This window comes from Rhodococcus sp. 05-2255-1e (assembly GCF_002259025.1).
Taxonomy (GTDB): Bacteria; Actinomycetota; Actinomycetes; order Mycobacteriales; family Mycobacteriaceae; genus Rhodococcoides; species Rhodococcoides fascians.
This window is the reverse complement of the sequence record NZ_NOZE01000039.1, coordinates 26,200-42,831: the sequence shown is the minus strand read 5'-3', so window position 1 is coordinate 42,831 and position 16,632 is coordinate 26,200. Positions and strand designations below refer to the sequence as shown.

General features: G+C 63.7%; 18 protein-coding genes and 1 pseudogene. 16 read left to right on the top strand and 3 right to left on the bottom strand.

Translation table 11 applies throughout. The features are described from left to right. The first annotated feature begins 157 nt into the window (after nucleotides 1-157). From CH262_RS23375 to CH262_RS23365, 3 genes are read left to right on the top strand one after another with little or no spacing between them, the layout of a single operon-like run. A complete protein-coding gene (locus tag CH262_RS23375) occupies nucleotides 158-607 on the top strand; it encodes a hypothetical protein (RefSeq protein ID WP_032364830.1) in 450 nt (149 codons plus the stop codon). Continuing rightward, nucleotides 604-1,464 (top strand): hypothetical protein, encoded by an 861-nt coding sequence (locus CH262_RS23370; RefSeq protein WP_032364831.1) that lies wholly within the window; start codon nucleotides 604-606, stop codon nucleotides 1,462-1,464. Before CH262_RS23375 ends, CH262_RS23370 begins: the two co-directional genes overlap by 4 nt. Next, complete coding sequence (locus CH262_RS23365; RefSeq protein WP_032364832.1) at nucleotides 1,464-2,180, top strand: hypothetical protein; 717 nt, start codon at nucleotides 1,464-1,466, stop codon at nucleotides 2,178-2,180. The genes CH262_RS23370 and CH262_RS23365 overlap by 1 nt, the downstream gene beginning before the upstream one ends. Before the next feature lie 302 nt (nucleotides 2,181-2,482). On the opposite strand, the gene CH262_RS28480 is transcribed toward CH262_RS23365, so the two are convergent. Continuing rightward, on the bottom strand, nucleotides 2,483-2,899 hold the full coding sequence (locus CH262_RS28480; protein ID WP_256988196.1) for a WhiB family transcriptional regulator: 417 nt from the start codon (nucleotides 2,897-2,899) through the stop codon (nucleotides 2,483-2,485). Nucleotides 2,900-3,155: 256 nt separating this feature from the next. Between CH262_RS28480 and CH262_RS23355 the strand changes: the two genes are divergently transcribed. From CH262_RS23355 to CH262_RS23295, 13 genes and pseudogenes are all read left to right on the top strand, one after another. Continuing rightward, nucleotides 3,156-4,256: an ATP-binding protein gene (locus CH262_RS23355; protein WP_032364833.1), complete on the top strand. Its 1,101-nt coding sequence runs from the start codon at nucleotides 3,156-3,158 to the stop codon at nucleotides 4,254-4,256. Continuing rightward, on the top strand, nucleotides 4,253-5,512 hold the full coding sequence (locus CH262_RS23350) for a vWA domain-containing protein (protein ID WP_032364834.1): 1,260 nt from the start codon (nucleotides 4,253-4,255) through the stop codon (nucleotides 5,510-5,512). The genes CH262_RS23355 and CH262_RS23350 overlap by 4 nt, the downstream gene beginning before the upstream one ends. Further along, the gene (locus CH262_RS23345) at nucleotides 5,509-5,697 is read left to right on the top strand and encodes a hypothetical protein (protein WP_032364835.1); all 189 of its coding nucleotides are present in this window, start codon (nucleotides 5,509-5,511) and stop codon (nucleotides 5,695-5,697) included. Before CH262_RS23350 ends, CH262_RS23345 begins: the two co-directional genes overlap by 4 nt. Further along, nucleotides 5,694-6,896 carry a hypothetical protein gene (locus tag CH262_RS23340; RefSeq protein WP_032364836.1) on the top strand — a complete coding sequence of 401 codons (1,203 nt, stop codon included), beginning with the start codon at nucleotides 5,694-5,696 and terminating at the stop codon, nucleotides 6,894-6,896. Before CH262_RS23345 ends, CH262_RS23340 begins: the two co-directional genes overlap by 4 nt. Nucleotides 6,897-6,946: 50 nt before the next feature. Continuing rightward, complete coding sequence (locus CH262_RS23335) at nucleotides 6,947-8,242, top strand: AAA family ATPase (protein WP_032364837.1); 1,296 nt, start codon at nucleotides 6,947-6,949, stop codon at nucleotides 8,240-8,242. A gap of 29 nt (nucleotides 8,243-8,271) precedes the next feature. Next, nucleotides 8,272-8,607, top strand: a complete 336-nt coding sequence (locus CH262_RS23330; protein ID WP_032364838.1) for a hypothetical protein — start codon at nucleotides 8,272-8,274, stop codon at nucleotides 8,605-8,607. 676 nt (nucleotides 8,608-9,283) lie between these two features. Beyond that, nucleotides 9,284-9,586, top strand: a complete 303-nt coding sequence (locus CH262_RS23325) for a hypothetical protein (RefSeq protein ID WP_032364839.1) — start codon at nucleotides 9,284-9,286, stop codon at nucleotides 9,584-9,586. Nucleotides 9,587-9,929: 343 nt separating this feature from the next. Continuing rightward, nucleotides 9,930-10,337, top strand: coding sequence for a hypothetical protein (locus CH262_RS23320; protein WP_032364840.1), 408 nt, complete (start codon nucleotides 9,930-9,932; stop codon nucleotides 10,335-10,337). Nucleotides 10,338-10,488: 151 nt separating this feature from the next. Further along, nucleotides 10,489-10,809, top strand: a complete 321-nt coding sequence (locus tag CH262_RS23315) for a hypothetical protein (protein WP_015586223.1) — start codon at nucleotides 10,489-10,491, stop codon at nucleotides 10,807-10,809. Further along, on the top strand, nucleotides 10,806-11,525 hold the full coding sequence (locus CH262_RS23310) for an HNH endonuclease family protein (RefSeq protein WP_032364841.1): 720 nt from the start codon (nucleotides 10,806-10,808) through the stop codon (nucleotides 11,523-11,525). Before CH262_RS23315 ends, CH262_RS23310 begins: the two co-directional genes overlap by 4 nt. Before the next feature lie 20 nt (nucleotides 11,526-11,545). Next, nucleotides 11,546-11,734 carry a hypothetical protein gene (locus tag CH262_RS23305; protein WP_139278549.1) on the top strand — a complete coding sequence of 63 codons (189 nt, stop codon included), beginning with the start codon at nucleotides 11,546-11,548 and terminating at the stop codon, nucleotides 11,732-11,734. Then, nucleotides 11,734-12,688 (top strand): annotated as a pseudogene (locus CH262_RS23300) (DUF5131 family protein). Before CH262_RS23305 ends, CH262_RS23300 begins: the two are co-directional and overlap by 1 nt. Beyond that, nucleotides 12,685-14,088, top strand: a complete 1,404-nt coding sequence (locus CH262_RS23295; protein WP_032364842.1) for a DNA cytosine methyltransferase — start codon at nucleotides 12,685-12,687, stop codon at nucleotides 14,086-14,088. The pseudogene CH262_RS23300 and the gene CH262_RS23295 overlap by 4 nt, the downstream one beginning before the upstream one ends. A 36-nt stretch (nucleotides 14,089-14,124) precedes the next feature. On the opposite strand, the gene CH262_RS27390 is transcribed toward CH262_RS23295, so the two are convergent. Together CH262_RS27390 and CH262_RS23290 are read right to left on the bottom strand one after the other, a co-directional pair. Then, nucleotides 14,125-14,823 carry a hypothetical protein gene (locus CH262_RS27390; protein ID WP_141214628.1) on the bottom strand — a complete coding sequence of 233 codons (699 nt, stop codon included), beginning with the start codon at nucleotides 14,821-14,823 and terminating at the stop codon, nucleotides 14,125-14,127. Between the two features lie 248 nt (nucleotides 14,824-15,071). Further along, nucleotides 15,072-16,628, bottom strand: coding sequence for a SpoIIE family protein phosphatase (locus CH262_RS23290; RefSeq protein WP_170945381.1), 1,557 nt, complete (start codon nucleotides 16,626-16,628; stop codon nucleotides 15,072-15,074). Nucleotides 16,629-16,632: the final 4 nt, after the last annotated feature.

Sequence of the window (16,632 nt, the reverse complement as noted above, 5' to 3'; positions counted from 1 at the left end):
GGCATCACTCGCCGAGACCTGAAGTCGGCCGGTGGCCTGTAAGCCATACCGGATCGGTCGACCCGCCCCCGATGGTCAGGGGCTGGGAAGAAGATAACGAGCGGCCTGTGTACCTCGACCTCGCAGCGACGGCTTCAACGTCAACCAGAGGCACGGCATGACCCCGATCAGAGCTACGACACCGACCCAAACCTGGCTGGACGCAGCCAGCTTCCTGCCGCCCGTCACCGGTGCAGCAGCAATAGCCGAACGACTGTTGCTGCTGCTGCACTACGGAATCAACTGGGACACCGGGTGGGTGGGACGCCGGAGAGAGCTGTACTGGGACCACCACCTGCCAGACCGAGTCCGGGTCGCGACATACACCGGCGGAGCCGACCTCGATCGATGGTGGAGCACCGTGGCAACCGATCTCGAGTCAGCGCCGTCGACGAAAGAACAACGCCTCGAACTATCGGTCCTTCTACGCGAGGAATCGATACCGGTCCTGACCCTCTTACGGGAAAACACCACCGCCCTCGTACTCCGAACACGGATCGTGGCCGAAGCTGTTCAAGCGCGCCGGGCCACCACAGCGACTGCTACATCGCCCAGGAGGCAGAAGTGACCTCGACCCTGCGCTGGCAGCTCGACATCACAGCGGTCTCGGCGATCTCGCACCGCGGTGAACACAGCGCCACCACAACGACCTTGTTCCGGCGCGAAAAAATACTGCAGCCCAACGGTTCCGCAGCCTTGGTTCCGATTGTGTCCGGCAACTCCTTCCGAGGGGCGCTCCGGCGGATCGGAGAGGAGCTATTACGGGACGCCCTTGCATACGAAGGGCTTCTCAGCTTGTCTGCAGCTCACACACTTCGGAACGGGGGCAGCCTGACCAAGGTCACCGGAGAGCCACTGTCCGGCGAACGGCTCCACCGGCTCCGTACATTGAACCCACAGGTCAGCGTCTTTGGCGGCAGCGGCGGCGGTCGAATGATCGACGGCTGTCTCCGCGTGGGCAAAGTGATTCCGCACGTCCTCGAAACCGACCACCTCATGAGCCGTCCCGCACCTGACCGTGCTGTCTTGAGCCAATTCGACACCATGGCGCTCGAACGATACAGCCGGTTCGACGATTCCACCGATCATGACTTCCCCACAGTCGCCCGAACCGACGCAGCCACCGTCGACGGTAGCTCTCTGATGCGTTACGAGATCGAAACACTGCCTGCCGGTACACGATTCGAGTCCTTCTTGCGTCTCGATCGCGCAACCGATCTGGACGTGGCCTTCTTCTCCGACGTCGTCGGCAGGTTCGTCGAGTCCGGAACCATCGGCGGGCGTACAGCTATCGGACACGGTCTCGTCCGCACCAGCTTCGAGCGGACCCTTCTCGCCGGCGACGACCCGAAGGAGCTCGACTGGCGAACCCATCTTCGAGAGCGCCGTGAGGAGGCGCTGGAAGTCATGGAGGCGCTGACGTGATGAGGCCGTTTGAGGTGAAAGCACACCTGGCGGTCGGACTTGCGCATGCAGCTCCATGGGCGACGAGCCTCGATGGCTTGCTCGCATCCGAGATGTGGGAAGACGAGAAAGCCGCTGCTCGGGGCCGCGGACAGTACCTCGAAGCCGCCGGCCCCGACGAAGTGCCCGCCGATCTGGATCTGCCACTCGCTCGGTGCACTCTGGGGGGAGGCGACGACTGGCATTGGTGCGCTACATACGCCTATCCCGAAGACCCGGTCGACGCCCCGGAAATCCATCACTGGAGCGGACGCCCCGACCACCGTGCGCTCGAGCAACTCTCGAGGTACCGACCATCGGTCATCTCCGACCGGCAGGGCCGATATCGCGCACGCCAGATGCCGCTCCTACTGACCTCCACGCGGACTGTGCTCTGGCGAGGTGTCGGCGACATCGACCGGGTGAGCGCAACCCTGGCATCGATCGATGCAATCGGGAAGAAGCGCAGCCAGGGTGAGGGGCAGGTGCTGAGATGGGAAGTGCATCCCGTCGACATCGATGCCTGGTCGGCCGGCCACCTCCATCCGAACGGCCACCTCGGTCGCCTGAGCCCACGGATCTGTCTGCAGGGCAAACCAACAGTCGAAACAGGCGGTTTGGGCCGAGGCGCGATACGGCCACCGCACATGCACTGGTCGAGAATGCGCGAGGTATGCATGCCATGGACACCCCAGTGACCCGTGAATCGGCACCGGAAACGTTGCGGGACAGCAACTTGTCGGAGTCGAACGCCATACTGACAACTATGCGAATCCGAACCCTCGATGGTCCACCGCTACCTGCCGAAATCTTGGCCCATGCGGCGCGCGCGGTCGTTCTTGCGGACCTTCTCGCCGGCCAAGACATCTCCTGCGGCGAGAAGCTTTCAGCGAGGAGCGACGCAAGTCGAGACGCTTCAACAATCAACCGCGGTTGACCGCGCCGACTATAACGGGGTCGGCATCACCGGGCAGGTTTGACCGGCGACTCGCGCGTTGATTCACGCTGTGCGGGAGCGTATTCGGTACACCTGCCGGGTGGTGATTCCGAGCTGGCTTGCGATGGACTCGACTGGGACGTTCTGGGCCGAAAGCGTGGCTATCGTGAGCGCCTGTTGTTGATGCCGGGTAGGCCGGCTCTCTGTGGCTGTGGTGTGCTGAAGCTCTTGGCGCTCTCGTGGTGTCTTTCCGCCCCAAATGCCGTGCTGTTCGTTGTACGTCAGTGCATGGGCGAGGCAAGCAGCTCTGGCGGGGCATTCTGCGCAGACCCACTTTGCTCTGCTGGTTGCTCCACCCGGGGGCGGGAAGAACTCCTCGGGGTCTGTCTGTGCGCACAATGCGTCCGAGCGCCATGACGAAATGTCCGCCGCCGCGGGCGGGGGCAGTGGCGCGGCGATGGCTGTTTCGAGCGGTGTCACGTGTTGGGTCCTTTCTTTCGGGCGACCCGGCCTTTTTCGAGTGGGTTCGACGATATCGAGGGACCCGGACACTTCACCCAGCACACGTGGCGGTCCGGTGCTTTTTGAGCCCGGACCGCCACTGTCCCCGGCACTGAGTGCGCCGGGGACAGTGGCGGTTGGTGTGACTGGGTGAAAAGCGTTCTGGCGCGGTATGATTGAGGCGTTCTGTTGTTGGCGAGACTGACCATCTTGCCCATCTTTCGAGGAGTTTCAAATGCCGGATTTGGCGACTGCGGTAACTGTTGTGGATGCGTGCGGAAGGGCTGGTGTCCCGTCGTTGTTGATTTCGGGGCCGGGTATGGGGAAGTCGAGCCTGGTTCGAGCACTTGCTGCATCCGAAGGGGTGTTGTGCGAAACGGTCTTGGGGTCCTTGCGGGAGCCTGCCGACTTCGCAGGCCTGCCGGTAGTCCGTGAGAGTGGAGTGAGATTGGAGGCCCCGGATTGGGCGCGACGGCTACATGCAGAGGGCGGGGGCTACCTCTTTCTGGACGAGCTGACCACGAGTCCACCGGCCGTTCAGGCTGCGATGCTGGCAGTCGCACTGGATTTGAAGGTGGGTGATCTGCAACTGCCGAAGGAGACTCGGGTCATCGCAGGTGCAAATCCGCCCGATTGCGCAGCAGGGGGGTACGAGTTGGAGGCCCCCTTGGCAAACCGCTTCTGCCACATCGAGTTCACGCCGTCTGTCGATGAATGGCTCGACGGCATGGCCACGGGTTGGGCAAGCACAGCCTATTCGCGTGCGGTGACCAGCGACGAGCAGCGGGAGGCGTTGGTGCGCAGTTCCATCATCGGGTACATCCAGCGTGCACCCGAGGCGCTCGATGCGTTCCCGAAGGTCGGAGTGCAGACAGGTGGCGCATGGCCGTCTCGGCGCACCTGGTCGATGCTCGCGAAGGTGTTGCCACATCTTCGCGACGATGACAACGCCGCGACCAACGCGGTGGTGTTCGGCCTGATCGGGGAAGGCACCGGTGTCGAGTTCCTCGAATGGCGTCGCAACGCCGACCTCCCCGACCCCGTAGCCGTTGTCGAAAACCCCGAGACAGCGTTCGATTGGCGCTCGCGTCCTGATCTGGTGTGGGCCGTGCTGTCCGGTGTGACGGCGTGGGCGGCCTCGCGCGGCACTGTCGAAGCGTGGCGCAACGCCTGGGGTCCGCTGATTGCCGCCGCCGAGGCAGGAGCGCCCGACGTAGCCGGGGCTGCGGCACGAACCCTGGCGAAAGCGCGACCGGCGAAGGCCTCCGTTCCGGCCAGCGCGCGCCGATTTGCACCGATGCTGGTGGCAGCGGGCTTGGTCGAGGCAGCGGCATGAGCGGTGTGCGCGCGCTCGAACCGGCTGAAATGCGAGCGTTCCGACTCGCACGGCTGGTGTCGGCCGAACACATGCCCTACTTCATGCGCGCCCTGTTCGCAGCCCAACCCGTGGCGGCACCGGGCCTGGGTACCTTCGCGGTGGATGCTCGGTGGCGGCTGTACTTGGACCCGGATCTGTTGATCGGGCCTTGCGCATGGCCGGTGCCGATGGTCGGTGCAGTGCTACTGCACGAGGTCGGGCATCTGTTGCGGGCACATGCTGACCGCGCCGCCGCTCTGGGGAAGCCCATCGATCACCTGGTGTGGAACTTCGCGGCCGACGCCGAAATCAACGACGACCTGTTGGCTGCGGGAGTCGGCCTGCCCGAAGGGGTGATCACCCCTCAATCGTTCGGCTGCCTTCCCGGAGACACAGCCGAGCAGTACTACGACTACCTACGTGACCCGGTTGTGCAACCGATTGCCGTCGAACTCGCTGGCGCTGAAGGCGATCCGGGATGCGGATCAGGATCGGGGTGCCCTGCGGTCCCCGGCGAACTCATCGGCTCGGGAGAAGTGATCACGGAGGGACTGGACAATGCGGAAGCGGACCTGGTGCGCCGATCTGTCGCGCAGGCAGTTCGCGAAGCAGCTGGTACCGGTCGAGGTAGTGCCCCGGCGGGACTGGTCCGGTGGGCAGCTGATGTTCTCGCCCCGCCGACTGTGGCGTGGGATCGTCTGCTACGGGCCGTAATTCGGCGTGCGTTGGCAGAGCAGGCGGGTAGGACGAACTATTCGTACTCCCGTCCCTCCCGTCGTCGCATTCCTGGAATCGTCGCCCCGGCTATGCGGGGGCCGTCGATCACGGTTTCGCTCGTCATCGACACGTCCGGGTCGATGACGAGCGCAGACCTCGATGCCGCGATGGGCGAAGTGGCGGGAGTTCTCAAAGCTGGTGGCATCGCACGCGACCGGGTTCGGATTCTGGCGTGTGACGCCAAATCCACTACGGCACAACACGTACGATCGGTCGCTGATGTGACGTTGGTTGGTGGTGGCGGAACCGATATGAGGGTGGGAATCGCCGCAGCCAACGCTGCGCGCCCTGCACCCCACGTCGTCGTGGTGCTGACCGATGGCGATACACCCTGGCCCGACCGGCCCACGAGGTCGCACCTGGTGTGCGCAATCATCGGCGGCGTCCAGGGTAGGGGCGTCACACCGGCATGGGCATCGACGGTGCACGTGCCAGTCGGATCGGGGGCCACGCGATGAACGAAAGCGGACCCGTGGAACTGCTCAAGTACGCAGACAGGGTGCTCACCGGCACTGGAATCGCCGCCGCCGATATCCGCATCGTCGTCGCCAGCGCAGCGGCCGACGCCGCCACAATGGCGTTGCGCGCAGGGTGGGAGTGCGCGAGCAACGCCCTGATCCTCGTCGACGGTGACGAGCGATGAGCGTGGAGTGGTTCGACCTCGCGCAACGCCTCTACGCCGCCGAGAAGATGCAACCGGTCCCTCGGCTGGCACATGCAACCTTCAAGCCGTCCACGACCGCAGTGGCCGTGCGTGCGGTCACGCGAGGAACAACGCTGGCCGTGTCCGTCGCTCGAGATGGATGCACCGAAGAGTCCGCGCACGACACCGAGGCTCTGGCCCTGCTCGCTCGCAACGGGGCAACGACGGTGGGTACGGCTGAACCGGCCATGCTGCTCACTGATGACGCCGCGACGATACCGAGCCTGCTGGCCCTGGCGCGTGCGCACGCCCACCACCCTGATCCGGACATAGCGGGGGCTGCCGCCATGATCGGATGGTGGGCCGATCGGGCCGACCATCCCGGAACGTCGGCGGTGATCGATCTGGTTGCTGCGTCGTCCTCGCGTCTGGTCCTCGGCACTGCGCCCGACGCCGAGCGAGCGGCCCGAACATGGCGTTCCTGGCTCGGCATTACCGACGAGAGCGTCGCAGGCCTGCATGAGTGGGCAGCGTGCATCGCAACGGGACCGCTGTTGCCGCTTCTCGATCCGATACACGACGATGACCGATACTCCTGGGATCGGACATTGTCGGCCACGACTGCGGGCCACGACTGGTCACGGCCGGACAACTCAGCTAGTGCAGCCATGGGACTACGGACCCGATGCGATGCCGCCGACCTCAAAGCCGCTGCGTTGCTGAGTGATCCACTGTGGCGAGTACGAGCGCTGCACACGGGACACGTGGCCCAGGGCATCGCATCGGTGGCGGCACCGCCGACAGGTTCACGCCGCCGCAACGTTTCGGTGTCGGTGACCTGCGACCGGCTGGACTCGAGGATGCGGGTTGATTCGGCAGTTACGGGATGGGTCGGATCAGCACTCGATCAATTCTTCGAGCGCTTCTCTGCCGACGTCACGTCCGCACAGGTGGTCAACGGCAAACTGACGCTCGGTCTCGGCTCGGTCGGAGCGCACGCACCGAACGACGGAGACCAGGTGACCTTGATGCCCCAACCGCCTTCACCGGCGACGATGCGAGCAGGACGGGCGAGGTACTGGAATCTGTACCGCGCTCGCCGTTCCTGGCTTTCGACCGGACAAGCCCCGAGCGCCGTGCGCCGCGAAGTCCCGCTCGATGTCCTGATAGCGGGTGCAGAGGATGTCCAGGATCACTAGGGGATCAAAAATGTTCACTGACAACACATTAGAAGAAGAACGGCACAACAATGCGTATCGTCGCACCCCGAACGGACACCCCGAAAACCGCCGCAACACCTTTCACGGGAACCGAACCGTCATCGCCCGCCCACTGGCCCGGATCACAGATCATGGCCGACCCGATCACTGCACGCGTGCTGTTCTCTGTGTGGTCCGGAGACCCCGCCGTCGTCGTCCCGTCACCACCGGGCGCAGGAAAAACTCGACTGGTCGCGTTGCTCGCCGCCGCCTTGGCCCATCGCGCAGACCTACGGGTGGGTATCGCGGCGCAAACCCGAGAACAAGCCGTGGAAATCGCACGTCGGCTCGGCGCGCTGACAGATCGAGCAGCGTTGATCTGGAAAGCGAAAGCGCCCCTCCCCGACAGTGGAAACACTCCCGTAGTGGCAGGACGAAAAGTGCGGTGGTCGAATGAGACTGGCGCAATTCTCATCGGTACCACGGCGCGGTGGCTCTTCTCGGACCCGGACCGAATCGGTGCCGATGTGTTGATCGTGGACGAAGCATGGCAATGCACCTACGCCGATCTGGGGGCGCTCGGCGCGATGGCTCGACAGGTCGTCTGCGTCGGAGACCCCGGACAGATCGATCCGGTGGTCACAGGAGACGTATCGCGGTGGGAGGGCAGCGAGACCGCACCGAACCTGCCTGCCCCCCTCGCTCTGCAAGCAGCTCACGGCGATTCGGTCGGCGTGGTCCGTCTGCAACACACCTGGCGTCTCGGCGCGAGGACAACGGCCCTCATTCAACCGCTGTTCTACCCCGGCCTGCCTTTTACTTCCCGTCGCCCACCGGAGCATCTGACCGATTCCAGCGGCCCCGACCTGCCTGAACTCGCGCATCGGCCAGTGCGGGTCATCGGAGGCCCAACCGACCCCGTCCTGGCCACACAGTGCGCCCTGCGCGCGCGAGAACTGCTGGACGCCGATGTGACCACACCGGACGGGCAGCGGGCCATGACAGCGGCGGACCTGGCTGTCGTCGTCCCTCATGTCACGCAGGCTGCCGCTGTCCGGGCCTTGCTCTCGGATCACCCCGACGTACTTGTCGGCACCGCAAACTCTCTGCAAGGCCTCGAACGCGCCGCCGTTGTCGTGTTGCACCCGCTTGCCGGGTACCGGACAGCCGAGCCGTTCAATCTCGACTCCGGCAGAGCGTGCGTGATGCTCACCCGCCACCGAGCCCACATGACCGTGGTCATCGATGACGCCACCGCCCACGTCCTCCAACACGCCGAACCATCCCCGGCTCACGCCATCCATACCGGCCTGATGGCCGCACTGCACTGCACGCCCATCGTGTAGCGATTCCCACAAAAAGAAAGGCACACAACATGTCCGACGCATCTATCGAGTACAAGGCCGAGCGACTACCTGGCATCGAGACGTCGAAAGAACTCCGCGCATCGGTCGAGGGACGCGAGCGTCCGCGCATCGGCTACACCCTCGATACCCGAAGCCGGGACAACGGTGTTCGAGCGGCCAACGCTGCCGAAGGGCTGATCGCATACGCCAGGCCGATCGGCCTCGAAACCGAGGAGCTGACAACGGTGTTCGGAGACTTTCTGGGCGACCTGCGGCACCTTGCCGACGCCGTCGGCGTCGATTGGGACGCCGTGGACGAACGCGGTCAAGACCACTACCGCTGCGAGCTGTACGGGACCGAGTAGGGGACGCCTTGGGGAGAGGAGTGAGCGGCGGTTCGGTGCGCCGGGTCGCTGCTCGCCCCAGGCCCGTCCCCGGCACTGGGTGCGCCGGGGACGTTTTCGCTGCTGAGCCCTAGCGAACTCCGGGTCCGGTGGGTAGTGTCCTGGCGTATCGGCTTGGTGGGTGGTTCCACGAAGCCGCGGCGTCGACCATTTCGTTGTTGTCGCCGTTTTCACCAGATGAGCGGACTGACCATCCGACTTCCGAGAAGAGCAGAGGTGTGTCGAATATGAGAGTCCTCGTCCGGATCGACGGTAGGAATCATGGACCTGCGAGCAGTTCGGGTTCGCCGCGAGACTGCGCGCTGGCCGTAGCGCGTGGTGTGGCGGCAGTGTTGGCGGTTTTTGCTGCATTTGCCGGATTGGCCTGGGCTGCACTGCTACGCCGGACCGACCATGCCGCCATCGACGGAGATCCGCGCCGTGTAGCGATGGTGTTCGCCGCTTCTTGCTCGGCGTGTGCTGTAGCAACTGGGATCGAGTGGCTGCTTCGACGCCGCAGTGGCGCAATGGATACCGATCCCGTCCAGGGTGTGCGACCACCGAGAGAGGCTTCGTCGCAGCGCCACCGGACTGTGAACTCGAACAGTCGGGCGGCAGGGGAGTTCGACAGACCGGAGCGTCTGGCCGGTGCGACATCGTGACGAGAAAATTCGCCCCCGCACTTCGGATCGAGGTGATCGTCGTCCGCGATCCAGATGGTCCTACCCACATCCAAGTCTTCGTCGACGGTGTTCCGGCTGCAGCAACACAATTTCACATCGACGCAGGAAGGGGATGGACGTGGGGCGACTGGGCCGACACACGAGACTGCGATCTCGCGGTCATCTCATCCGGAGCGCGGGGAGCGCTCGAAGACGCCTACGACGATCCCCCCGGTGGTGACGCCGTCCGCGGCAGGATCGGTGACTGGCTGGACGGCGCTGAAAGATCGGAAAATTAAGCAGCAGAGTGATATCGCGCCGCGTTGTTGGTCGCATAGCGGCACAGAGACCAGTCAGAAATTGATCGACAGACCGACCATCTGTCCCACAGAAACGGGAGTACCCATGCAATCCTCGATCTCGACAACGCGGCCGCCCTCGGTCGACCTCTCACCGCACGCACGAGCTGCCGGCAGTACCGGCTGCAGCTCGAACAGTAAGGCGCACAGCGCCATCGCCAGCGAAGTCCATCGCCGGATGCAACACGGCCTGTCTGAGAGGTACTTTGCTGCTACTCCGAACGCCGCCGACCGCTTCCGACCAACCGTTCCTGACCATGAGCTGACGGACCACGTTTTCGAGGTGGTTTTCGGATTGCGGTGGCGGCAGGTGTTCGACTTGGCGCGCACCCTCGACGTCGAGTCCGATCTGCTGGAAACCGCACCGGAGACGGTCAGCGCCGCGTGGTGGTGCGCACCCGGCTGGCGGAAAGCGACACACGCTGCCCACACGGCGGCCTGCGGCGACAATCGGCGTCACGAACTCACAGCGACCATGAACCTGCTCGGCGTCCTCGGATGCGGGGCTGCCAGAGTCGCTGCCCGCGATGTCGGCCGAGGCTTGGTCGTACGAGATCTGATCGGTTCCGATTTCACTCAAGAGCACTACGACTACCTGACCGGGCCGTGGCGTCGCAACGTCGGCCCGGTCCATCCCGGCGACCGGCCACTAGACCAGTACCCGACGGCCCCGAACTCGCAACGCTTGTGACACCCGGGCGCATATTGCCCGCCCGGTGCGGCCACAGGAGAACGCTCCTGGGGTGCGATTCAGTGGCCGGCTGTCACAGACCTCACCGCGACGCTATCTACCCCGTGCAGGACTGCGTTTGCTATCGCGCTCACTACGAAAGGACTCCCTGATGGACCCACAATCCGGCCGAGACGGCCTCATCCACGACGTAGAGCGCCACCTCGCGGCCGAAGATGGCCGCCGCGAGGCTCGCACTGTTGCGCTTGCATGTGTCGGCTACGTCGTCGGCATGCTCGCGATCTTCAACGGGGCTCTGCCGATCGTGAAGGATCTGGTCACCGTCAGTTTGGTCATCTCCTTGGCCGGCACGTTGCTCGCTGCCTTCTCGGCTCTGACTCTGGCACTACTGCATCGTTGGTCAGACCGTTCGGACCGTAGGCGGCGCGGAAGCTGCGGGCATGCCGACTTGCCGGCGGAGGCGGTTCGATGAGCGCGCGCGGACGACTCCGCATCGCGGTGCCCATCGTGATGGCCGTACTCGCGGTCGGGACGTACACGTTCGGAACGCACGCCGATCCGCTCTCACGACCAGCGGTGGTCGACACCCCAGACCCAGCCGCGGCGAGCACGCCTGTACCCATCGCGCAGCTCCTCGCTCAGCTCGAAACGGTGGACTCGCTCGCAGACGTCGATGGATACGACCGATCCTGCAAGAAGGGCTCAGGGTGCGTGTTCGGCCCGGCGTGGACCGATGACTCGTCCGCCCCTGGATCGCACAACGGCTGTGACACTCGAAACGACGTCCTGGCAACCCAACTGATCGACGTCGAGTTCAAGCCCGGAACCCGCGACTGCAAAGTCGCAGCAGGGATACTCCACGACCCCTACACAGGATCGACGATCGACGACCTCGGGAAGATTCAGATCGATCACGTGTACCCGTTGGCGAGGGCGTGGGACGCAGGGGCGTGGGCCTGGTCGATCGACCAGCGAACCGCCTTCGCCAACGCCGTCGACATCAACTTGCTCGCGGTGGACGGACGTACGAATCAGCAGAAGTCGGACAAGGGAATCGACACCTGGCTGCCACCCAACGCGCCATACCAATGCCGTTACGTCACTTCGTATCTCACCGTGGCCGCGAAATACGACCTCGACATCACCAGCGCCGATGCGCAAACAGCGTCGAGCGTCTGCAGCCAATGACCCAACGTTCGGAGGACGCCATGACCGAAACCGACCCCACCACCGACACAAACGCTGTCCCGCTCCACCCCAACCCATGGATCATCACGACCGCACCTGATCGAAACAGCTACACGATCGAATTGCCCAGCAGGGGGATCTCGTTCGCGATTGACGCCGATCTACGATTCCAGCTCCTCGATGCCCTCCACGACCCGGAAGAGCGATGATGGGCGACGCCACGGCCATCGAATGGACCGACGCAACCTGGAACCCGGTCACCGGCTGCACCGCAGTCTCGTCGGGCTGCGATCATTGCTACGCCCAAACCCTCGCTGAGCGGTTCCGCGGCACACCGGGGCACTACTTCGAGCACGGATTCGACGTCGAGATGCGCCCCGGCAAGCTCGACCAGCCGCTGCGATGGAGCCGGCCACGCCGGATTTTCGTGAATTCGATGAGCGACCTCTTCCATCCAGCAATCCCGGACGACTACATCGCCCGGGTGTTCGCGGTGATCGCGCTCGCCCGCCAGCACACCTTTCAATTGCTTACCAAGAGACCCGCTCGGATGCGGGCACTGCTCCAGTCCGATGCCTTCCGCCGCGCCGTCGACGACGCCATCGCTGGCGTCGTCGCAGCCTTCCGCCCCGCCGATGTCTGGTACCAGAGCTGGCCGCTGCCGAACCTGTGGATCGGCGTCTCGGCCGAAGACCAGAAGACTGCAGACCTTGCGAGTATGGGCGCTGCTGGACACGCCTGCAGCTCTTCGGTTCGTCTCTGCCGAACCGCTCCTCGGACCGATCGACTTCACGCGCCTACGACCCAGCAGAATCGGAGGAGCGCTGACTCGCGACGGGCTCCGTTCGGTCGAAGACTCGAAATGCGGCGGCGAGCGCGAACCAGCGCTTGACTGGGTGATCGTCGGCGGTGAGTCCGGCCGCGGGGCACGGCCTATGCATCCGCGATGGGTACGAGAGATCCGGGACCAGTGCACCGCTGCCGATGTGCCCTTTCTGTTCAAGCAGTGGGGCGAGTGGGCACCAGCGGAGGTGATCGCCAGATTCCGTGACTACCACCACTTCGACGACGGCACCGAAGTTCGACGAGTCGGCCGTAAGGCCGCCGGCCGGATCCTCGACCGACGGGTGTGGGACAGCGTGCCCGACGGAGCCGGACGATGAGTGGATCGCTCGACATCACGGCATCGGACTTCTTCTGCGGTGCCGGCGGATCCACGACCGGAATGATCGCCATCCCCGGGGTGAGGGTATCGGCAGCGTCGAACCACTGGGACAAGGCAATCGAGACGCACCAGTACAACCACCAGCACACCGAGCACATCCTCGCGGACCTCTCTCAGATCACTCCGAAGCTGTTTCCTCGCACGACAATCGGATGGTTCAGCCCCGAATGCACCTGGCACTCGAATGCTCGCGGGGCCAAGCGCCTCGCCGCGCAGATCTCGTTACTGTCCGACGACCTACCGTCCGAGGCCGCCGAGCGATCGAGGGCGACGATGTGGGACGTCGTTCGGTTCACCGAGTATCACCGATACGAATTGGTTTTCGTCGAGAACGTCGTCGAGATCTACTCATGGCCTCTCTACAGGCCATGGATCGCGGCGATGCACGCCCTCGTTTACGAACATCGCCTTATCTGCCTGAATTCGATGCACTCATGGACTTTTGGGACACCAGCGCCGCAGTCCCGCGATCGCCTCTATGTGTGCTTCTGGAAGGCCGGCAACCGGGCACCTGACTTCGAGACCGTGGTCCGTCCGCCGGCAACCTGCTCTCGCTGCGGGCCCGTGCGTGCGTTGCAGGCCTGGAAGAACCCAGGGGTGGCTGTGGGTAAGTACCGTAGCCAGTACTCCTACCGGTGCCCCGCACGTGCGTGTGCGGACACCGTGCTCGAGCCCGACTGGCTCCCTGCCTCGACCATCATCGACTGGACCAAGACCGGCCAGCGGATAGGGGACCGCACTCGTCCGTTGAAGCCGAAAACGATCGCACGAATCCAGGCCGGCATCGACCGGTATTGGGCAGCTCCGCATGCCGAGGACGCGAGAGAAGCCGCGGGCACGCTGTTCGAGTATCGGCAGGCAAGATCACGGCCGTCTGAGGGGCGGGCCCCGGTGTTCGAGCCGTTCGTGTCGGTGCTGCGGGGCCAGTCGAAGAATCATCGAACCTCGGAGGCGCTGTCGACCGTATCCGCGGGCGGCCGCCATCATGCGGTGATCACCCCGTTCATCGCAGAGCTGCGAGGTGGAGGTTCGACTGCGCGATCGGTCAGCGACGCTCTCTGCACCGTGACGGCATCGGGTAACCACCATGGCTTGGTCGTGCCCGCTGCCGCTCACCATCGAAAGTCCACACGCCGACCGATCGCCGTCGAAGACCTGTCCTTCAGAATGCTCGACGTACCGGAACTCAAAGGCGCAATGGGATTTCCGTCCTCGTACGTTCTACGCGGGGGAACCAAGCAACGAGACGTCCGGATGTGCGGTAACGCTGTGACACCGCCGACCTCGCGAGACCTAGTGGGAATTGGTATTCGGAGTCTAGAGGCCGACTGTTCGTGAACACCGCTCACTTTCTGCTTCAGCAGCTTCTTTGTGTCAACCGAACAGCGACGTCCATCCCGAACCGTGTACCTTCTTCATCTCGTTGTCGAAGTCGGTGACGTCCGAGACAGTGAGTACGTGGTGGTCAACCAGCCAACGACTCATCCCTGGATTGAGGCCATCTTCGCTTGCCCATGACAGCTTGTTGATATCGTCGAAATGCTTATCCATGACTCTGTGGAGATTCTTGAATACGCCTGTCTCGCTGATCGAGTAGCTTCCAAGCCACTCTTCTATCTTGCCTTTTCTGACGATTTTGGGATTCGAGAACCCGCCGATAATGAATTCATATTCACGAAAGGTCAACCAGAAAAGAGTGCTTTTGTGCTTGTCGTCGTGTAGCCATTCGCGCAGCGCCCGAGCAATGTGTTCGTTGGATGAAAGCTGTTCGATATGCTCGTTCGGTACGAAAGTCGGGATAAGATCCGAATTCGATGTGTCGGGGCCTGCTTCGGGCGTGTCGACCAGTACAACGTACTCGCGCTGGCGGCGGATGGCGTGGACTGCAAACGCTGGAGGTGGTCCAACCGCTATGCGGTAACGGGCACCAGGTTCTGACAGTGCAAAGCGATTGCCTTTGCGCTCATCGCGGGCGTCTCCTGATTCGCGTGCTTCTCTGGGTAATTGTTCGAGTACTGCGCCGTAGGTGTGGCTACCCAGTCTGTGTTCAGGTTCTGCTGCATCAAGTTTCACCTGCCTGTATGACAAACTGGATGACTTAAGCGGTACGCTCATCGCGACGTATACGGGGTACTCGCTGTGGTTGACCACGTGATATGCGCCCGTCTCCGTGTCCCGGACAACTGCGGGGCACCAGTTGTTGCTCAGTCTTGGGTCGCCCTCGAAATTGTTGAGTATGTATCTTGTGAATGGCGTGTAGATCGATTCGACGTGGAATCCGTGCTGTCCAGTCTCGAGAGGTGGAAGGACATAGGGCGCTTTCAACGGGATCCTCCTTGTTCCGGTTCAGCACTGGGTGACAGATGCGCCACGACCACGGTGATGTTGTCGGCGATTGTGCCGTGGCGTTTGTGCTCAGAAAGGGCCGCACGAACGAGTGCTTCTGCTAGTCGAGCGGGACTGGCATCCGGTGGCTGGGATCCGAGAACCTCACGTATGGCGTCTTCAGGGTCTCGATCAGGTGTGGTGTCCATTTGGGTGTGCGGGCCGGACCAGGCGTTGAGGAAGCCGTCTGTGACCATGATGTAGCGGTCATTGGCTACTGCTGGCTGGTGCCATCGAGACAACTTGTAGGTGTAGCCCGCTGGGGCGTCGGAGAAGAACCCGATTGCGTTGTCCAGGGCAGCGTGCTGATGCAGGGCTGGTGTCATCGCTGTGACGTGAACGGTGTCGTCGGCTGTGTCGGTGTGGGCACGAAACACCTGACTGTCTCCCACGTGCCCGCCGGAGACAGTGAAAGTGGAGGTGTCGAGTGTCAGGACGTCGAGCGTGGAAGGCGCGGCGAGAACCGAGCGTCCGCGGAGTCCTCGAAGTGCTTGATCAGTGGCGGCGAAGACGTCGTCGATAGGCGAGGTGGGCAGAAGGGTTCGTAGTGTCGCGCGTACGGTTCGGGCTGTGAGGACGCCGTCTTCGCCGCCGCCCGCGGCATCGGCAATCGCTGATGTGTGTCCTCGAATCAGGAAAACGTCGTTGTTGTGACGGCGGTCGCCCGCCGAGGTCTCCCCGGCTGCTTGGAGTTTGAGAGGCGCTGCTGCTGCGGGTGCCATTGCCTGCGTGGGTGACTCGTCACCGGCTGGTTGGGGAATAGGTCGTCCGAGTGTGTGGGGCAGGCTTTGTCGCACGGCGGGCGCAGCACGCTCGGTGTGTACCTGTCCGACGGGGATGGTCGGCGGGAAATGTTGCTCGCCGACGTACGTGACGCGATACACCGAAGCCCCCACAATCAGGACCGCGCCGTCGTGTATCTCGAACGGCGGTTGGCCTGCGTACAGGCGATGCCCATCGACGGTGATGGGCGCGCCGGACAACGCTGTCACCCACCACCGACGCGTCTGTGGGTGACGGACGAAGTGCGCACGCTGGCGTCTTGTTTTTCTATCGGTGACGACCGCTGTTTTACCTCGTGCGCGCCCCAACGTCACTGTTTCGCCTCGCAACTCGATGGGTGGAATATCGCTCGTGCCGCGCAGATCATGTAGAAAGACGCGCTGCGTGTTGTCGAGCGACGCCTTGCCGAGGCGGTCGGTGGTGGGCGTGTGCGAGACGGGTCTCAGTTCGACGGTTCGGGCAGCACCGTTTCGTGTGCCGCGTCGAGACGCCAACCACCACAGTCCGCAGCCGGCCAACAGCGCGGTAATGATCGCCATGCCCATCCGCCAATCGATCATCCACAATCCGGCCGCGATGAGAGCACCCACCGCGATGGTCCCGACTCGTCCGATCAGTGGGCAGTGCCGAAGTCGGTCGAGACGTCGCCGCAGCGAACGCTTCGACACGCGTGGCCGTGGAAACCGCCGGCCTGTTGACTTGATGGGCATCGGA